The organism is Pseudonocardia sp. ICBG601 (assembly GCF_020496245.1).
The window spans coordinates 445,833-463,102 of record NZ_JAHLJA010000152.1 but is presented as its reverse complement, the minus strand read 5'-3'; the positions used below and the strand labels follow the sequence as shown (position 1 = coordinate 463,102).

Genomic DNA, 17,270 nt, shown 5'->3' with positions numbered 1-17,270 from the left:
TACCGTCGCCCCGTGGCCTCGATACGCCTGCGCGTCGCCCGACGGCGGCGCCACACCTGATCCCTGCCGATCCTGGCGCCGCCGTCCGAGCAGCCGGTCCTCGTACCCCTGCCGGGCGGCGCCCCGCCGCGCCCCCGGCTCCCACCCCGGGAGCCTCCTGTGCGATCCCCCCTACCCCGTCCGCTCGGCCGTCACGAGCACGGCCAGAACTTCCTCGTCGACGCCTCCGTCCCGGCCGCGCTGGCCGCGGTCGTCGCCGGGTACCCGGCCCGGCCGCTGCTGGAGCTGGGCCCCGGCGACGGCGCGCTGACCGCCGCGCTGCTGCGGCTGCCCGGCAGGCCGCTGACCGCGGTCGAACTCGACCCCTACCGGGTGGCCCGGTTGCGGCGGCGGTTCGGTGACGCCGTCACCGTCGTCCACGGAGACCTACTCGACGCCCGCCTGGACCGGCCCGTCGACGTGGTGTCGAACGTCCCGTACGCGGTGACCACCCCGCTGCTGCGACGCCTGCTGGGTGCCCCGCGCTGGGCCCACGCGCTGCTGCTGGTGCAGTGGGAGGTGGCGCGCAAGCGGGCGGCGGTCGGCGGCACCAGCGCGCTCACCGCCCGCTGGTGGCCGTGGTTCACCTTCACCCTGCACGACCGCGTCCCGGCCCGGGCGTTCCGGCCGGTCCCGGCCGTCGACGGCGGGGTGCTGGAGATCGCCCGCCGCGACGTGCCGCTGCTCGACGCCCGGCCCCGGGATCACCACCGGCTGGTCGACGCGGTGTTCACCGGCCGCGGCCGCGGGGTCGTCGACGTCGTCGGGCGGCGGTTCGGCCGCGCCCTCGCCCGGGACTGGGCGCGCGAGTGCGGGCTCGGGCCGCGGGCGCTGCCGCGCGACCTCGACGCCGGGGCGTGGGTCCGGCTGCACGTCCGGGTGGCCGGGCGGAGGTGACTCCGGTCCCGCTCCGTTGCGCCGGGCGGGGGTCGTCTGTTCGGGTGGACGGTGTGGAGCACTCGGAGCTGACCCGCCGGCGGTGGCTGGACCACGGCCGCCTGTCGTCGCACGCCTGTCGCTGACCCCGGCCCCGCGCACCGACTCCCCGCTCCGCCTCACCCACCGGCAGGTCCCGTGTCCAGCTCCGCCGTGTCCGATCCCGCCCCGCCGTCCGGCGCCACCCCGCGCCGCGCCGCCGTCGCGAGCCTCGTCGGGACCACCATCGAGTGGTACGACTTCTACCTCTACGCCACCGCCGCGGCGCTGGTGTTCGCCCCGCTGTTCTTCACCGACGCCGACCCGGCGACCGGCGTGCTGGCGTCGTTCGCGACCTACGCCGCCGGGTTCGGGGCGCGGCCGATCGGCGCCGTCGTCGCCGGGCACCTGGGCGACCGGATCGGCCGCCGTGCCGTCCTGGTCGGGTCGCTGGTGCTGATGGGCGTCGCGACGACGCTCATCGGGCTGCTGCCGACCTATCCGACCGTCGGGCTGCTGGCCCCGGTGCTGCTCGTGGTGCTGCGGCTGGCCCAGGGTCTCGCCGTGGGCGCGGAGTGGGCCGGTGCGGTGCTGATGGCCGTCGAGCACGCCGAGACCGAGCGCCGGCGCGGCCTGTTCGGCAGCTTCCCGCAGATCGGCTCCTCGGCCGGGATGCTGCTCGCGTCGGGCGTCTACACCGCGGTGCTCGCGATCGCGGGCAAGGAGGCGTTCCTCGCCGGGGCCTGGCGGATCCCGTTCCTGCTCAGCGCCGTGCTCGTCGTGGTGGGGCTGGCCATCCGGCTCACCCTCGCCGACCCCGCGGTGTTCACCGCCGCCCGCGACGCCGGGACGCTGTCCCGCCGCCCGGTGCTGGAGGTGCTGCGCACCGACTGGCGCACCGTGCTGCTGACCGTCGGCAGCCGGATCGCCCAGAACTCCGTCTACATCCTGGCGACGACGTTCGCGCTGACCTATCTGGCCCAGGGCGACTCCGGCGCCGCCGAGGGCGCCGGGCTGACCGCGGTGATCATCGCCTCGGCGATCGGGCTGTTCTCGACGCCGCTGTGGGCGGTCCTGTCCGACCGGGTCGGCCGCAAGCCGGTCTACCTGGTCGGCGCGATCGGGGCGCCGCTGTTCCTCGGGGCCTTCTTCCTGCTGCTCGACACCGGGTCCACCGTGCTGGTCGTGGTCGGCATGGTCGTGCTGGTCAACCTCTTCCACGACGCGATGTACGGCCCGCAGGCGGCCTGGTACGGCGAGCTGTTCGACACCCGGCTGCGCTACAGCGGGGCGTCGCTGGGCTACCAGATCGGGTCGGTCATCGGCGGCACCACGCCGCTGGTCGCCACCGCGCTGCTCTACGCGGGCGGCGGGACCCCGTGGCTGATCTGGGGGTACTTCGGGGTGCTGTTCGCGATCTGCATCGTCTCCACCGTCCTGCTCCGCGAGACCCACCGCGGCGGGCTGCGCACCGCCCGGGAGAAGGTGTCGGCATGACCGGCCGCATCCTGCTCAACGCCTTCGACATGGCCTGTGTGGGCCACCAGTCCGCCGGGCTGTGGCGCCACCCGTCCGACGAGGGGCACCGCTACACCGACCTCGACCACTGGACCTCGCTGGCCCGGATGCTGGAGGACGGCGGCTTCGACGCGCTGTTCCTCGCCGACGTCCTCGGCGTCTACGACGTCTACGGCGGCTCCCGCGACGCCGCCGTCCGCGCCGCCGCGCAGGTCCCGCTCGCCGACCCGCTGCTGCTCGTCCCCGCGATGGCGGGGGTGACCTCGCGGCTCGGGTTCGGGGTGACCGTCTCGGTCGCCTACGAGCACCCCTACGCGCTGGCGCGGCGGCTCACCACCCTCGACCACCTCACCCGCGGCCGGGTCGCGTGGAACGTCGTCACGTCCTACCTGGACTCCGCGGCGCGCAACCTCGGCCGGTCCGGGCAGATCCCGCACGACGAGCGCTACGAGCTCGCCGAGGAGTTCCTGGAGGTCTGCTACAAGCTGTGGGAGGGCTCCTGGGACGACGACGCCGTGGTCCGCGACCGTGCCCGCGGCGTGTTCACCGAGCCGGACCGGGTGCACGACATCGCCCACCACGGCCGCTGGTTCGACGTGCCCGGCCCGTTCCTGTCCGAGCCGTCCCCGCAGCGCACCCCGGTGATCTTCCAGGCGGGCGCGTCGCCGCGCGGTGCCCGGTTCGCCGGCACCCACGCCGAGGCCGTGTTCGTGTCCGGGCCGTCGCCCGCGGTGGTCCGCCGCTCGGTCGACGCGGTGCGCGCCGAGGCGGCCCGCGCCGGGCGGGACCCGCACTCGGTGAAGGTCTTCGCGATGCTCACCGCGATCGCCGGGGAGACCGACGAGGCCGCCCGCGCGACGCTGGCCGAGTACCTGGAGCTGACCGACCCGTCCGCGGCGCTGGCGCTGTTCGGCGGCTGGTCCGGCGTCGACCTGGCCGGGGCGTCGCCGGAGCAGAAGCTCGAGTACGTCCAGACCGACGCGACCCGCTCGGCGCTGGCGTCGTTCACCGGGCCGGACCGCGACTGGACGGTGGGGGAGCTCGCGGAGTTCATCACCGTCGGCGGGCGCGGGCCGCTCGTCGTCGGGTCCGGGGCGGGTGTCGCCGACGAGCTGGAGCGCTGGGCCGACGAGGCCGACCTCGACGGCTTCAACCTGGCCTACGCCGTCACCCCGGGGACGATGGCCGACGTCGTCACCCACGTCGTGCCCGAGCTGCGCCGCCGCGGCCGGATGCCCGCCGCTGCCGACGCGGGCGGCCCCACCCTGCGCGAGCGCTACGGCACCGGCGACGGCGCCCGGCTCGCGAAGGACCACCCCGGGGCGGCGCACCGCACGCTCTGACCCACGCCATGATCACCGGGAGTGGAGCGCGGGGAGCAGCTCCCTCACCCGGCCGCTCCACTCCCGGCGATCATGGTGCCGACGGTCGCGCTCCGCGGAGCCGGGCCACCCCACAGGGGGACGTCCCGACCCCGACCGGGTGGCCCTGCACCACCGACGCGTGACGCCCCGCGCCGTCGCCGTACCGCCGTGTTCACCTCGGTCCCGGCCGGGGTGGCGATCGGGGGAGTGCGGGCATGGTGGGGTGGACGGGCAGCCGGGGCGCGGCGGTGGCGGCGGCGGTCGTGATCGGGGTACTGGTACCGGTCACCCAGCAGGCGTCCGCGGCCCCCGCCCGGGAGGCGCACCCCGTCGCGGCCACCGCGCCGGCGGCAGCGTCCGCCGGTCCCGCCGCCGCACCCGCGTCCACCGGACCCGGTGCCGCCCCGGGCCCGGCCGCGGCGCCCGTCGCCCCGGCCCCGCAGGCCCCCGCGATCACCCACCGCGAGGAGCGCGTCGACACCCCGGCCGGGCCGGTGACCGTCGACATCGTCGTCGCCGACGTGAACCGGGCCGAGCTGCGCGCCACCCTGCTCACCGGCGCGACGGTCGGGGAGCGGTCCTCGGTGCCCGCGCACGCCCGGCGCGGCGGCGCCGTCGCCGCGATCAACGGCGACTTCTTCGACCTGGCCCGCAGCAACGCCCCGGCCGGCCCCTCGGTCCGCGACGGCCGGGCACTCACCTCCGCCGTGCCGCCCGGGCGGCGGCTCGCCCCGGGCGTCCCCGGCGCCCAGCAGGGCGACGTCCTCGCGATCGACGACGACGGCACCCCCCGCCTGGACCGGCTCACCCTCGACGCGTCCGCGACCGGGCCGAAGGGCCGCCTGCGGATCGACACCCTCAACGCCTACGCCGTGCCCGTCGGCGGGATCGGGCTGTTCACCTCCGACTGGGCGGGCGACCGGGCCGCCACGCTGTGCGGCAGCGACACCGACCGGGACGCGCCGTGCGCACCGGACCGGGTCGAGGTCGTGGTCCGCGACGGCGCGGTCACCGCCGTCGGCCCGCCCGGCGGGGGCGCGATCCCGGCCGGGGAACAGGTCCTCGCCGGCCGCGACCAGGGCGCCGCCGCGCTGCGCGGGCTCGCCGTCGGCGACCGGGTCACCGTGCGGCAGGCCCTCACCGCCGCGTCGGGGACCGCGCCGCGGACCGCGGTCGGGGCGTCACCGATCCTGCGCGACGGCGCACCCGTCGCCGGGCTGGACACCCGCTCGCGCGACCCGCGCAGCGCCGCGGGCTACACCGCGCAGGGACGGCTGATCCTGCTCACCGCCGACGGCCGCGAGTCGACCTCGGTCGGGATCACCCTGGCCGAGACCGCCGAGCAGCTGCGCCGGGCGGGCGCCGTCGACGGCGTCAACCTCGACGGCGGCGGCTCCTCGACGATGGTGTTCCGCGACCAGGTCGTGAACAGCCCGTCCGAGGACGCCTACCGGCTGGTGCCCAACGCGCTCGGCGTCGTGGAGAACTGAGCGTCCGGGTCGCGGGCGACGGTGACCCCGAGCATCGCGAACAGCTGCTCCACCAGCCAGTCCCGCAGCTCGGCGTGGGCGGGCACCCGGCCCGCCTCCAGCCACACCAGCACCGAGCCCTCGACCAGCGCGACCCAGCCGCGCAGGGTCATCAGCTGCAGCGGGGTCGGGTCGGGCACGCCGCCGCGCACGCACAGCAGGTCCACGATGTGGTCGCGCACGCCGTCGACCATGGCGTCGGTCTCCCCGGTGGAGACGACCGAGCCGCTGCGCAGCAGCGCGACGTAGGCCCGCGAGTGCCGGCCGACGACGTCGAGGAACACGTCCAGCGCGTCGGCCAGCTGGGAGTCCAGCGGGCCGTCGGTGGGCAGCGCGACCCGGTCGATGAGCTCCTCGGCGACGCTGCCCAGCGCCGCGACGTGCAGCTCCTCCATCCCGGAGAAGTACCGGTAGAACAGCGCCCGGGACACGTCCGCGGCCCGGGTGACGTCCTCGACGGCCACCTCCTCCGGCGAGCGGGCGCCGTAGAGGTCGAGCGCGGCGGACACGAGCTGTGCGCGGCGGGCCTCGGGCGTCATACGCCGGGGTGGACGTGCGGGTGAGGTCATCACCGACGAGGGTACGGATCCCACGCCTCAGCGCCCGAGATCGACGACGATCGTCCCGTCCGTGGCCCGCCCGACACACAGCGCGGTCAGGCCCGGCCCGGCCGGGTCGCCCACGGTGGTGCCCTCCACGAGCCGGACGTGGCAGGTCCCGCAGAACCCCTGCCGGCAGGAGTACGGCACGTCCGGGCGCAGCTCGCGGACCGCGTCCAGCGCGGTGCGGTCGGCGGGGACCGCGACGTCCGGGCCACCGGCGATCCGGACGGTGAACGGGCGGCCGTCGCGGATCGGGGGCGGGGAGAACCGCTCGGAGTGGAACCGCTGCCCGGCGGGCAGCGCCCGGCGCAGCGACTCGATCATCGGCGGCGGGCCGCAGCAGTAGACGGCGGCGTCGGCCCCGGTCCCGGACAGCAGCTCGGCCGCCGACGGGACACCCTCGACGTCGTCGGGGCGGCGCAGGACCCGGTCCGGGGCCAGCGCGGCGAGTGCGTCCGACAGCGGCATCGACGCCTGGTCCCGGCCGGTGTGCACCAGCCGCCACGGCACCCCGGCGGCGTGCGCGGCCCGGACCATCGGCGCGATCGGCGTGATCCCGATGCCGCCGGCGACGAACAGGTACGACGGCGCCGTGGCCAGCGGGAAGGCGTTGCGCGGGCCGTGCAGCCGCAGCCGCACCCCGGGGCGCAGGGCGTGCATCTCGTGCGAGCCGGTGCCCCCGGGCACCCTCCGTACCGCGATCCGGTACACCGACCGGTCGTCCGGGTCGCCGCACAGCGAGTACTGGCGCATGACCCCCGAGGGCAGCTCGACGTCGACGTGCGCGCCGGGCCGCCAGCCCGGCAGCGGCTCGGTGCCCGCCGGGACGAGGTCGAGCTCGGCGACGTCGGGGCAGGGACGGCGCACGGCGTGCACCTCGACGAGCAGCGTGCGGTCCACCGGGGTGACCGGGCGGCGGCGCCGGGCACCGGCCGTGGCGAGGGTCTGGGTCACCGCGGTGAGCACCGACAGCGCGGTGGCCCCGCGGTTCGGGTGCGGCGGCGGCGCGGTCGAGCCCGTGCCGGGCAGCAGCGCGGGACTCATGCCGCGGACCCCTCGGCCGGGCCGGTGTGGCCCGCCTCGGCGGCGCGGGCGGCGGGGGAGACCGCGAGGTAGGCCACCGCGGCGTCGGTGTCGCCGTGCGCGGCCGGGTGGAACCGCGGGCTCAGGTAGGTCAGGACGGCGCGGGTGAACAGCCACGGCCCGGGCACGAGCCCGCGCCGGGAGTCCCGCAGGTAGTCGCGCAGCCGGGCCCGGCGCTGCGGTGTCCCGCGCAGGTGCGGGTCGCGGGCGCACAGGTGCCGGGTGCCGTCGACCCACAGCTTCGCCAGCGCCGGGCCGGCGACCGCCATCGCCCGGATCCGGCGCAGCCAGCGGCCGTCGAGGTGGGTGTAGAGGTCGTGCGCGACGTTGCGGTGCTCGACCTCCTCGGCGCCGTGCCAGCGCAGCATGTCCAGCATGTGCGGGTCGGCCCCGGCCGCGTCCAGCGCGGCGGAGTCGAGGATCCAGGAGCCGAGGACGGCGGTGAAGTGCTCGATCGCCGCGATCAGCCCGACCCGCTCCACCAGCCACTCCCGGGCCGCGTCGCCGGTCAGGCCGCGGTCGCCGAGCAGCTCCTTGAAGATCCACTCGACCTGCTCGACGAAGCGGGTCACGTCGACGCCCGCCTCGACGAGGTGGTCCAGCGCCCCCTGGTGCGAGGTCGCGTGCACGGCCTCCTGGCCGATGAACCCGCGCACGTCCTCGGCCAGCGCCTCGTCACGGACCATCGGCAGCGCGCGGGAGAAGACCTCCACGAACCAGCGCTCGCCCTCGGGCAGCAGCAGGTGCAGCACGTCGATCAGGTGCGAGGCGAACGGCTCGCCGGGGATCCAGTCGGTCCGCAGCTCGGCGAAGTCGAAGTGGACGTCGCGGGCCTGCAGGGCGATGCGGTCGGCGGCCGGGTCACCGGCGGCGGGGCTGTTCACGGCGGTTCTCCTCTCGGACGGGTTTCTCAGCGGGTGCCGTCGACGCGGGCGAGCGCGCGGACGAGGCCGGGGGACAGCCGGGACGCGAGCAGCCCGACGTGTGCCTCGGCGGTGACCGGGGCGATCGGCAGGTCCCGCTCGACGGCGCGGACCAGGCGGGCGGCGACGCGCTGCGGGGTGTACCCGCGCCGGGTGTAGGCGGCCGCGGCGTCGCGACGGCGGGCGGCCTGGGTGGCGTCGTCGGTGCCGGCGAAGCGGGTCGCCCCGGTGATCGGGGTGTCGACGAACCCGGGGCACAGCGCGGTGACCCCGACCCCGGCGCCCGCCAGCTCGGCGCGCAGGCACTGCGACAGCATCAGCACCGCCGCCTTGGTCGTGGCGTAGGCCGGCAGCGAGCGCGACGGCAGGTACGCCGCCGCCGAGGCGGTGTTGACGATCGTGCCGCCCTCGCCGTGCGCGGCGAGCAGCGCGCCGAAGTGCCGGCAGCCGTGCACGACGCCCCACAGGTTCACGTCGACGATCCGCTGCCACTCCTGCGCCGTGGTGTCGGCGAACGACCCGGCGACGGCGATCCCGGCGTTGTTGACGACGAGGTCGGGCACCCCGTGCTCGGCCGCGACCCGCTCGGCGAGGGCGGCGACGGCGGCCTCGTCGGCGACGTCGACGACCGCGGCCACCGCGCGGCCGGGCCCGTGCCGCCGGGTCACCAGGTCGACGGTCTCCGCGGCGCCGGCCTCGGAGACGTCGGCGACGACGACCCGGCCCCCCAGGTCGGCGACCTGGCGGGCGATCTCGCGGCCGATCCCGCTGCCCGCCCCGGTGACGACGGCGAGCCCGCCCTCCCAGCGCGACGCCCGGCCCGGCCGTCCCCCGGTGCGGACCAGGGCGGCGCCCCGGGCCCCCGCCCGGGCCAGCGCGGGCGCGGCGGTCCCGCTGCTGCGCTCGGCGACGAGCTCGCGGACACACCGGGCGATCACGCCCGCGCGCTTGCGGACGATCCAGTGCCCGCCGGGCAGGTAGCGGACCCGCAGGTCGGGGGCGAACCCGGCGGCGCTCGTCGCCATCGCGGGGGTGACGTAGGCGTCGCCGAGCGGAGCCAGGATCTGCACCGGGACGTCGGTGTGGCGCGGCTGCGGGCGGCCGAGCCGCCGCGGCAGGTTCCGCCGGTAGAGCTCCAGGCCGTTGACCGCGTCGCGCACCGAGGGTCGCGGGATCCGCTCGGTCCGCGCCACCATCGCGCCGAGCAGCCCGCTGCGGATCATCAGCTCGGGCAGCACCCGCACCCGGAACGCCAGGGTGTACCAGGAGTGCAGCGCCTGGGTGAGCACCGGCCGCAGGTCGCGGAGCCCGCGGCGGCGCAGGAACAGCGCCACGTGGTCCAGGCACGGGCCGGAGATCGAGGTGAACGACGCGACCCGGCCGTCCATCGCCGAGGGGGTGCCGTCCTCGCGCGTGACGGCGTGCCAGGTCTGGATCGAGCCCCAGTCGTGGGCGAGCAGGTGCACCGGGGCGTCGGGGGAGACGGCGTCGGCCACCGTGCGCAGGTCGGCGGCGAGGAGCTCCAGGTCGTAGCCGGCCGGGGCGCCGGGGGCGGCCGAGCCCCCGTGGCCGCGCACGTCGTAGGTGACGACGTGGTGGTCGGCGGCGAGGTCCGCGGCGACGCGGTCCCACACGTGCCGGTCGTCGGGGTAGCCGTGCACCGCGACGACCGTCGGGTGCGACGGGTCGCCCCGTTCCTCCACGACCAGCTCCAGGCCGTCCTGCGTGGTCACCGTCCGGGTGCGGCTCGCGGACTCCACCTCGTTGTGAGACACACCGTCATCGTAGAAAACGTGTCAACAAGGCGCCACCCCTGGCACGATCACCGTGCCGGCGGGTCAGCCCCGGTCGTCGACGGTGGGTGTGGGGTGCGGCGCCCGACCGGCCGCCCACATCGCGCCGACCCGGGCGGCCACCGCGTCGTGCGCGGCCGCGGCCGTGGTCCCCGCGGTGCGGACCCCGGCCAGCGCGTAGAGCAGCTCGCCGTCGGCGCCCAGGTCGAGGTCCAGGACGCCGTGCACCCGGGCGAGCTCCAGCACCAGCGCCGGGGCCGTGGTGCCGGCCGCTGCGGCCGCCCGGCGCAGCGGCCCGTCGTCGGCGCCGGGGAGCGTCCGGGCACCGAGGGCGGCGGCGAGCAGACCGAGCGCGGCGACGTCGGCCGGTCCGACCGGGACCAGGCACAGGTCCGGGCACGGCCCGGGGCCGTACCCGGGGCGGTGCTGGGCGGCGCGCAGCGGACCGGCCATCCGGCGCCAGCCGCGCACCGCGTCCGCGGTCCCCGCCGGGGCGTCCGCGTCGCGCGCGAGCGACACCAGTGCGCACCCCAGACGCCGGTCGGTGCGGTCCCACGCCCCGGGGTCGCGTGGCACGGCCCGCACCACCGTCCCCGTCGCCGTACCGGTCATCGCGCCTCCTCGTCGGCCCCTCGGTGACGCAGGTCGCCCGGCGCCCGCACCCCGTTACCCGGCGTGGTCAGAACTGACGAGGGGCGTAGGTTCGAACGGTCGTCCCCGTCCCACGAACAGAGGTCCCCGCGTGTCCACCGCTCCGCCCACCTGGTTCACCGACGCACTCGCCGAGCCGGGGAAGCCCGGCCGCACCGAGAGCGACGGCGTCGAGGTCCGGTTCCGCAGCTGGGGCACCCCGGGCGGGCCCGGTGTGCTGCTGGTGCACGGCGGCGCGGCGCACCTGCACTGGTGGGACCACATCGCCCCGCTGCTGGCCGAGGGCACGCGCCGGGTCGTGGCGGTCGACCTGTCCGGGCACGGCGACTCCGGGCGGGCACCGTCCTACGACCTGGACCGCTGGGCCGTCGAGCTGCGCGCCGTGATCGACGCCTCGGGCCTCGGCCGCCGGCCGACGCTCATCGGGCACAGCATGGGCGGGTTCGTGACGCTCACCGCTGCCCTGCGCTACGGCGACGAGCTGGCCGGCGCCGTCGCCGTCGACTCCCCGGTCCGGGACCGGTCGCCGGAGGAGCGGGCCGCCCGTGAGCAGCGGGCGTTCGGCCCGGCGAAGGTGCACCCCGACCGCGACGCGCTGATCGCGCGGTTCCGCACCATCCCCGAGCAGCCCGGCGACCTGCCCTACGTGCACCACCACATCGCCGAGCACAGCATCCGCGCCGTCGACGGCGGCTGGAGCTGGAAGTTCGACCCGGCCATCTTCGCCGGCATCTCGCTGACCCCCGGCGACCTCGGGCGGCCCGGCTGCCGGATCGCGCTGTTCCGGGCCGAGCACGGTCTGGTCCCGGCGGACATGGGGGAGATGGTCGTCGACCGGATGGGCCGGGCGGCGCCGGTCGTCGAGATCCCCGGGGCCGGGCACCACGTGATGATCGACCAGCCGCTGGCCCTGGTGACCGCGCTGCGGACGCTGCTCGCGGACTGGGAGCACTCGGTTCCGGTGGTGGCCCCCGCGATCTAGGGTGGCCCCATGACAGAGCAGTCAGAACTGACTCCTTCCGGACCGGCCGCTTCCGAGGAGGAGGTGCTCGTCGAGCGGCGGGACGGCGTCCTGCTGATCACGATCAACCGGCCCCGTGCCAAGAACGCGCTGAACGAGAACGTCGCGCGCTCGATCGCCGCGGCCGTCGACGAGCTCGACGCCGACCCGGACCTGCGGGTCGGCGTGCTGACCGGGGCGGGCGGGGTGTTCTCGGCCGGGATGGACCTCAAGGCGTTCCTGCGCGGCGAGCGTCCGTCGGTGCCCGGGCGCGGGCTCTGCGGGATCACCCAGGCCCCGCCGGTCACGCCGATGATCGCCGCCGTCGAGGGCTGGGCGCTGGCCGGCGGGTTCGAGATCATGCTGGCCTGCGACCTCGTCGTCGCCGGTCGCGGTGCCCGCTTCGGAGTGCCGGAGGTCAAGCGGTCGCTGGTCGCCGCCGCGGGCGGTGCGCTGGAGCTGGCGAACCGGGTGCCCCGGGCGCTGGCGCTGGAGATGCTGCTGACCGGCGACCCGATCGACGCCGCGCGGGCCGAGGCCGCCGGTCTGGTCAACTCCGTCGTCGACGACGGCACCGCGCTGGAGGCCGCGCTGGCGCTGGCCGCGCGGATCGCGGTGAACGGGCCGCTCGGCGTCGCCGCGTCGAAGCGGATCGTGCGGGAGAGCCCGGACTGGGGCGCCGACCGCTGGGAGCGCCACGACGCGATCATCGGCCCGGTCCTGACCTCGGAGGACGCCCGCGAGGGCGCGACCGCGTTCGCCGAGAAGCGCGACCCGGTGTGGCGCGGCCGCTGACTCAGGCGACGAAGGCCTCCCAGATCAGGAAGGCGTTCAGTCCCACCACGACCGCGGCGACGACGACCGCCGCGGCCGTGGTGACGCGGTGGTTGACCAGGTCGCCCATCACCTCGCGGCGGGCGGTCAGCCACACCAGCGGGACCAGGGCGAACGGGATGCCGAACGACAGCACGACCTGGGAGAGCACCAGCGCCTGCGTCGGGTCGATCCCCATGCCCAGCACGAGCAGGGCGGGCGCGAGGGTCAGCAGCCTGCGCAGCAGCAGCGGGATCCGGCGGCGCAGGAACCCGGCCATGATGACCTGCCCGGCGTAGGTCCCCACGCCCGAGGACGCGAACCCCGAGGCGAGCAGCGCGATCGCGAACCCGTACGCGGCGACGGCGTCGAGCTCGGTGCCCAGCCCGGCGAAGATCCCCTCCAGGGTGTCGGTGCCGGGCACGTCGGTCCCGGCGAACAGGGCGGCCGCCACGACCAGCATCGACAGGTTGACCAGCCCGGCCACGCCCATCCCGAGCGCGATGTCGGTGCGCCCGACCCGCAGCAGGAACCGGGTGTCCTCGGGCCCGCGGGCGACCAGGCGGCCCTGGGTCAGGGCGGAGTGCAGGTAGATCACGTGCGGCATCACGGTGGCGCCGAGGATGCCGGTGGCGAGCACCAGCGAGCCGACGCCGTCGAAGCCGGGGACCAGGCCCGCGGCCAGCGCGGGACCGTCGACGTCGGTGCGCACCACGGTGGACACCAGCCCGACCATGATGATCGCGAGCAGGAACACGATCGCCCGCTCGAACGGCCGGTGCCCGCGCGACTGCAGGCCCAGCAGCACGAAGGCGATCACGCCGGTGATCACCCCGCCGGTGAACAGCGGGATCCCGAACAGCAGGTGCAGGGCGACCGCGCCGCCGATCACCTCGGCCAGGTCGGTCGCGATCGCGACGAGCTCGGCCTGGGCCCACATGAACCGGTTCCGCCACGGAGTGAGGTGCTCGCGGCACAGCTCGGGCAGGTTCTTGCCGGTCGCGAGCCCGAGCTTGGCCGAGAGCGACTGGATGAGCATCGCCATCAGGTTGGCGACGACGATCACCCAGACCAGCAGGTAGCCGTAGCCGGCACCGGCGGAGAAGTTCGTCGCGAAGTTGCCCGGGTCGACGTAGGCGACGGCGGCGACGAACGCGGGCCCGAGGACGGCGAGCCTGCCGCGCCAGCCGCGCCGGCGCAGCTGCTCCACGCTGACCGGTGCCGCCGCCGCGGCCGTGCCCGTGCTCGTCATGTGCGCCCCCGCGAGGTGATGAGGTCCGACGAAGACGCAGTGTAGGCACGACTAACTCCGCTGGTACAGAGCTGCAACGGTTCAGGCCGTGCGGCTCACAGGTAGCGGTGCATCACGTGCAGGCCGGTGGTCGCGCCGTCGGGCAGGGTGAAGGCGTCGGGCACCGTGCCGACCGTGGCGAAGCCCAGCGAGTGCCACAGCGCGACCGCGCGGGTGTTGGTCGCCACGACGGCGTTGAACTGCATCGCGGTGTACCCGTCCGCGCGGGCGAGGGCCAGCACGTGCTCGCCGAGCGCGCGGCCGGTGCCGCGCCCGGCCTCGCCCGCGTCGACGGCGAAGCTCGCGGTCGCGACGTGCGAGCCCGGCCCGGGCTGGTTGGGCCCGGTCTTCGCGGTGCCGACGACCCGTCCGTCCCGCATTGCCACGACGACCCGCGCGGGCGGCGGGAGCATCCACATGCGGGTGACCCAGGCGTCGTCGGCGTCGGGCGGGACGGTGTAGGTGCGGCCCTCGGCGAAGATCGGGCGGAGCACGGCGAGGACGGCGGGGAGGTCGTCGTCGGTGGCGGCGCGGATGTGCACGCGCTCAGGGTAGGTAGAGGTCGCGCGGGCCGGCGTCGAGCGCCTCGACGTCGCCGCCGGTGTGGGCGGCGAGCCAGTCGGCGAACTCACCGGTCTCGGCCTCCGGGACGGCGACGGTCAGCGTGACGTCCGTGCCGTGCGTGATCTCGCCCAGCCGGTACGGGGAGTGGCGCAGGTCGTGCTCCAGACGCCCGGCGCGGTCGTGGCCGACGGCGAGCAGCAGCTCCCGGTGCCGGATCCGGCGCAGCTCGCCGACCGCGTCCAGGGCCGCGGTCAGGGCGCCGGAGTAGGCGCGGACCAGCCCGCCCGCGCCGAGCTTCGTCCCGCCGAACCAGCGCGAGACGACGGCGACGACGTCGGTCAGCCCGCGCCGGGTGAGCACCTCCAGCATCGGGACGCCGGCGGTGCCCGAGGGCTCGCCGTCGTCGCTGCTGCGGGCGGTGAGGTCCCCGGTGCCGGGGTCGCCGATGCGCAGCGCGGTGCAGTGGTGGGTGGCGTCCGGACCGGCCCGGCGGACGCGGTCGATCACGGCCTGGGCGGCCCCGACGTCGGCGACCCGGGCGACGGTGCAGAGGAAGCGCGACCGGGCGATCTCGGTCTCCGCGCTCCCGTCGCGGGCGATCACCCGCACGCCGCGACCGGCCTCACACCGTGACCGCGCTCGCGATCGGCGGCGTGTCGGGATCGATTCAGTGCATCCTGGACGTGTCCGGTGACGAGGCCGCCCGCCTCACCCGGCGGGCTCCCTCGTCCACACCAGGCGGTTCCACCGCCGACATCGAAGGGACCCCCACCCATGAGCGACACCCTCCGCGTCCTGCGTTCCGGTCTGACCCGCGTGGCGCGCCGGATCGACGACTACACCCTCGCGGCGTTCAACCCGGTCTACCCGACCCCCGCCGACCGGGAGCGCTGAGGGCGCCCCCGGCCGGGGGAGTGCGGTCAGTCCTGCTGCTCCGGCGCGGCCAGCTTCAGCGGTCGCAGGTACACCCACAGCACGAACAACGCCCCGATGACCAGCATGCCGATGCCGGTGTCGAGGTTGAGGTTCGTCCCGCCGGTCTTGGCGAGGTTCTCCGGGTCGTTGCCCGACACGATCCCCATGACCAGCAGGACGATGCCGTAGACCCCGAACAGCAGGGCGATCACCGAGCGCAGGTCGAACAGGTTCGCCGCGGTCGAGGACACCGGTGCGTCGGTCCCGTGGTGGTCGGGGTGGTTCTCACTCTTCGAGCTCATCGCAGGTCTCCGCTCAGCCGAACACGACGTAGAGGACGACGGTCAGGGCCAGCACCAGCGCGCCGAGGACGTTCGGACTGCGGTACCAGCCGGCGTCGTCACCGTCGGTGGAGTGGGTGCGCGCCTCCTTCGGGGTCAGGCTCCAGGTCAGCCCGACCAGCTCGGCGTCCGGCTTCGGGGTGGTCACCATCGAGACCCCCGCGGACACGCCGACACCGACGACGAACGCCGCGATGGCGCCGACGAAGCTGCCCGCCTGGCTGGACATCGTCCAGACGTCGGTGCGGACCAGGATGTCGACCAGCACCGCCGCGGTGGTGCCGGAGAGCAGGCCGATCCAGGCCGACGGCCCGGTCATCCGCTTCCAGAACAGGCCGAGGATGAAGATCGCGAACAGCGGCGCGTTGAAGAAGCTGAACAGCGACTGGATGTAGTCCATCAGGTTCGCCGACCCGGACGCGATGAACGCGGTGCCGATCGCGAGCACGCAGCCGACGATCGTGACCAGCCGGCCGACGCCGAGGTAGTAGCGGTCGGCGCGGCCCGGGCGCACCCAGTCCTGCCAGATGTCGTAGGTGAACACCGTGTTGAACGAGCTGATGTTCGCCGCCATACCGGCCATGAACGCGGCCAGCAGACCCGCGATCGCGACGCCGAGGATCCCGTTGGGCAGGACTTCCTTCATCAGCAGCGACAGCGCGTTGTTGTAGGTGATGCCCTCGACGGCGTCGCCGCCGCCGGACTTCACCGCGGCGATCTGCGGGACCAGGATCCCGGCGATCATGCCCGGGGTCACGATGACCAGCACGACCAGCGCCTTCGGGAACGCACCGATGATCGGGGTGCGCCGCGCGGCGGACATCGACTTGGCCGACAGGGCGCGCTGGACCTCGGCGAAGTTCGTCGTCCAGTAGCCGAAGGACAGCACGAACCCGAGGCCGAACACGATGCCCAGCACCGACAGGAACGGGTTCGCGATCTCGGTGAGCGGGGTGCCGGGCCAGGCGTTCAGGTCCGCACCGCCGCTCGGGCCCTCGGTGACCGCGCGGGTCAGGCCGTCCCAGCCGCCGACCCGGTTGAGCCCGGCGACGGTCAGCGGGATCAGCAGCGCGAGGATCACGAAGAACTGCAGGACCTCGGTGTAGATCGCGGCCGACAGCCCGCCGAGGGAGATGTAGCCCAGGACGACGACGGCCGCGACCGGGATCGCCAGGTACAGCGACCAGCCGAGCAGCGCCTCCAGGACCAGGCCGAGCGAGAACAGGTTGACCCCGGCGATCAGGATCGAGGCGACCGCGAAGATCACCGCCTGCACCCGCTGGGTGGTCTTGTTGAACCGCTTGAGCAGGAACTCCGGGACGCTGCGGGCCTTGGAGCCGTAGTAGAACGGCATCATCACGATGCCGAGGAACACCATCGCCGGGATCGCGCCCAGCCAGTAATAGTGCACCGTCGGGATGCCGAACTGGGCCCCGTTGGCCACCATGCCGATCAGCTCGATCGCGCCCAGGTTGGCCGAGATGAACGCCAGACCGGTGATCCAGGCCGGCATCGACCGGCCGGACAGCAGGAAGTCGAGGCTGGAGGACACCGAGCGCCGCGCCGCGAAGCCGATGCCGAGCACCAGCACGAAGTAGAACGCGACCAGCAGGTAGTCGACCAGGTTCGGGTTGAGGCGCAGGACCTCCTGGGCGGTCATGCCGCGTCCTCCCGGGACGTCCCCGGGGCCCGCCGGGCCGTCTCGTGATGATCCATCTCGGGTAGCTCCTCGCCGTCGAGTGCGTGCGCTGCCGGTCCGCCGGCCGGTGGTGCACGACGGCACGTTGCGCGGACCAACGCACAAGCTAGACCGCACTCGATCAGAAGTGAACACTTTCGCTCGAATTCGAGACCGCTCGGTGACCTCCGCGCCCCCGGCGACCGGGTCCCGACACGCACGGTCGACCCTTGCCGCACGTTCGGTTGTGT

Annotated in this window: 16 protein-coding genes; 6 read left to right on the top strand and 10 right to left on the bottom strand. The window is 75.3% G+C overall.

All coding sequences use genetic code 11. From position 1 onward, the window contains the following. The first annotated feature begins 159 nt into the window (after positions 1-159). From KPL57_RS52520 to KPL57_RS52505, 4 genes are all read left to right on the top strand, one after another. Complete coding sequence (locus KPL57_RS52520; RefSeq protein WP_226357891.1) at positions 160-936, top strand: rRNA adenine dimethyltransferase family protein; 777 nt, start codon at positions 160-162, stop codon at positions 934-936. Between the two features lie 177 nt (positions 937-1,113). Next, positions 1,114-2,451 carry an MFS transporter gene (locus tag KPL57_RS52515; RefSeq protein ID WP_226357890.1) on the top strand — a complete coding sequence of 446 codons (1,338 nt, stop codon included), beginning with the start codon at positions 1,114-1,116 and terminating at the stop codon, positions 2,449-2,451. After that, positions 2,448-3,815 (top strand): LLM class flavin-dependent oxidoreductase, encoded by a 1,368-nt coding sequence (locus KPL57_RS52510; protein WP_226357889.1) that lies wholly within the window; start codon positions 2,448-2,450, stop codon positions 3,813-3,815. Before KPL57_RS52515 ends, KPL57_RS52510 begins: the two co-directional genes overlap by 4 nt. A gap of 236 nt (positions 3,816-4,051) precedes the next feature. Next, positions 4,052-5,326 (top strand): phosphodiester glycosidase family protein, encoded by a 1,275-nt coding sequence (locus tag KPL57_RS52505; RefSeq protein ID WP_226357888.1) that lies wholly within the window; start codon positions 4,052-4,054, stop codon positions 5,324-5,326. On the opposite strand, the gene KPL57_RS52500 is transcribed toward KPL57_RS52505, so the two are convergent. The 5 genes from KPL57_RS52500 to KPL57_RS52480 form a co-directional block, all read right to left on the bottom strand. Beyond that, complete coding sequence (locus KPL57_RS52500) at positions 5,284-5,934, bottom strand: TetR/AcrR family transcriptional regulator (RefSeq protein WP_226357887.1); 651 nt, start codon at positions 5,932-5,934, stop codon at positions 5,284-5,286. The two genes, KPL57_RS52505 and KPL57_RS52500, sit on opposite strands and share 43 nt — an antisense overlap. Before the next feature lie 27 nt (positions 5,935-5,961). Continuing rightward, positions 5,962-7,011, bottom strand: a complete 1,050-nt coding sequence (locus tag KPL57_RS52495) for a PDR/VanB family oxidoreductase (RefSeq protein WP_226357886.1) — start codon at positions 7,009-7,011, stop codon at positions 5,962-5,964. Beyond that, positions 7,008-7,934 carry a metal-dependent hydrolase gene (locus KPL57_RS52490; RefSeq protein WP_226357885.1) on the bottom strand — a complete coding sequence of 309 codons (927 nt, stop codon included), beginning with the start codon at positions 7,932-7,934 and terminating at the stop codon, positions 7,008-7,010. Before KPL57_RS52490 ends, KPL57_RS52495 begins: the two co-directional genes overlap by 4 nt. A gap of 26 nt (positions 7,935-7,960) precedes the next feature. Next, positions 7,961-9,748, bottom strand: coding sequence for an SDR family oxidoreductase (locus KPL57_RS52485; RefSeq protein ID WP_226357884.1), 1,788 nt, complete (start codon positions 9,746-9,748; stop codon positions 7,961-7,963). A 63-nt stretch (positions 9,749-9,811) separates the two neighbouring features. Further along, positions 9,812-10,378: a hypothetical protein gene (locus KPL57_RS52480; RefSeq protein ID WP_226357883.1), complete on the bottom strand. Its 567-nt coding sequence runs from the start codon at positions 10,376-10,378 to the stop codon at positions 9,812-9,814. A gap of 130 nt (positions 10,379-10,508) precedes the next feature. Between KPL57_RS52480 and KPL57_RS52475 the strand changes: the two genes are divergently transcribed. Both KPL57_RS52475 and KPL57_RS52470 read left to right on the top strand, forming a co-directional pair. After that, entirely contained in the window at positions 10,509-11,399 is an 891-nt protein-coding gene (locus tag KPL57_RS52475) for an alpha/beta fold hydrolase (RefSeq protein ID WP_226357882.1), read from the top strand. A 9-nt stretch (positions 11,400-11,408) separates the two neighbouring features. Continuing rightward, entirely contained in the window at positions 11,409-12,212 is an 804-nt protein-coding gene (locus KPL57_RS52470) for a crotonase/enoyl-CoA hydratase family protein (RefSeq protein ID WP_226357881.1), read from the top strand. A gap of 1 nt (position 12,213) precedes the next feature. On the opposite strand, the gene KPL57_RS52465 is transcribed toward KPL57_RS52470, so the two are convergent. The 5 genes from KPL57_RS52465 to KPL57_RS52445 form a co-directional block, all read right to left on the bottom strand. Further along, positions 12,214-13,482, bottom strand: a complete 1,269-nt coding sequence (locus KPL57_RS52465) for an Nramp family divalent metal transporter (protein WP_226357880.1) — start codon at positions 13,480-13,482, stop codon at positions 12,214-12,216. 95 nt (positions 13,483-13,577) lie between these two features. Then, positions 13,578-14,063: a GNAT family N-acetyltransferase gene (locus KPL57_RS52460; RefSeq protein ID WP_226357879.1), complete on the bottom strand. Its 486-nt coding sequence runs from the start codon at positions 14,061-14,063 to the stop codon at positions 13,578-13,580. Positions 14,064-14,067: 4 nt separating this feature from the next. Then, on the bottom strand, positions 14,068-14,694 hold the full coding sequence (locus KPL57_RS52455) for a YigZ family protein (RefSeq protein WP_226357878.1): 627 nt from the start codon (positions 14,692-14,694) through the stop codon (positions 14,068-14,070). Positions 14,695-15,005: 311 nt separating this feature from the next. After that, complete coding sequence (locus KPL57_RS52450; protein ID WP_226357877.1) at positions 15,006-15,302, bottom strand: hypothetical protein; 297 nt, start codon at positions 15,300-15,302, stop codon at positions 15,006-15,008. Between the two features lie 13 nt (positions 15,303-15,315). Beyond that, positions 15,316-17,001, bottom strand: a complete 1,686-nt coding sequence (locus KPL57_RS52445) for a sodium:solute symporter family protein (RefSeq protein ID WP_226357876.1) — start codon at positions 16,999-17,001, stop codon at positions 15,316-15,318. Between the last annotated feature and the right edge of the window lie 269 nt (positions 17,002-17,270).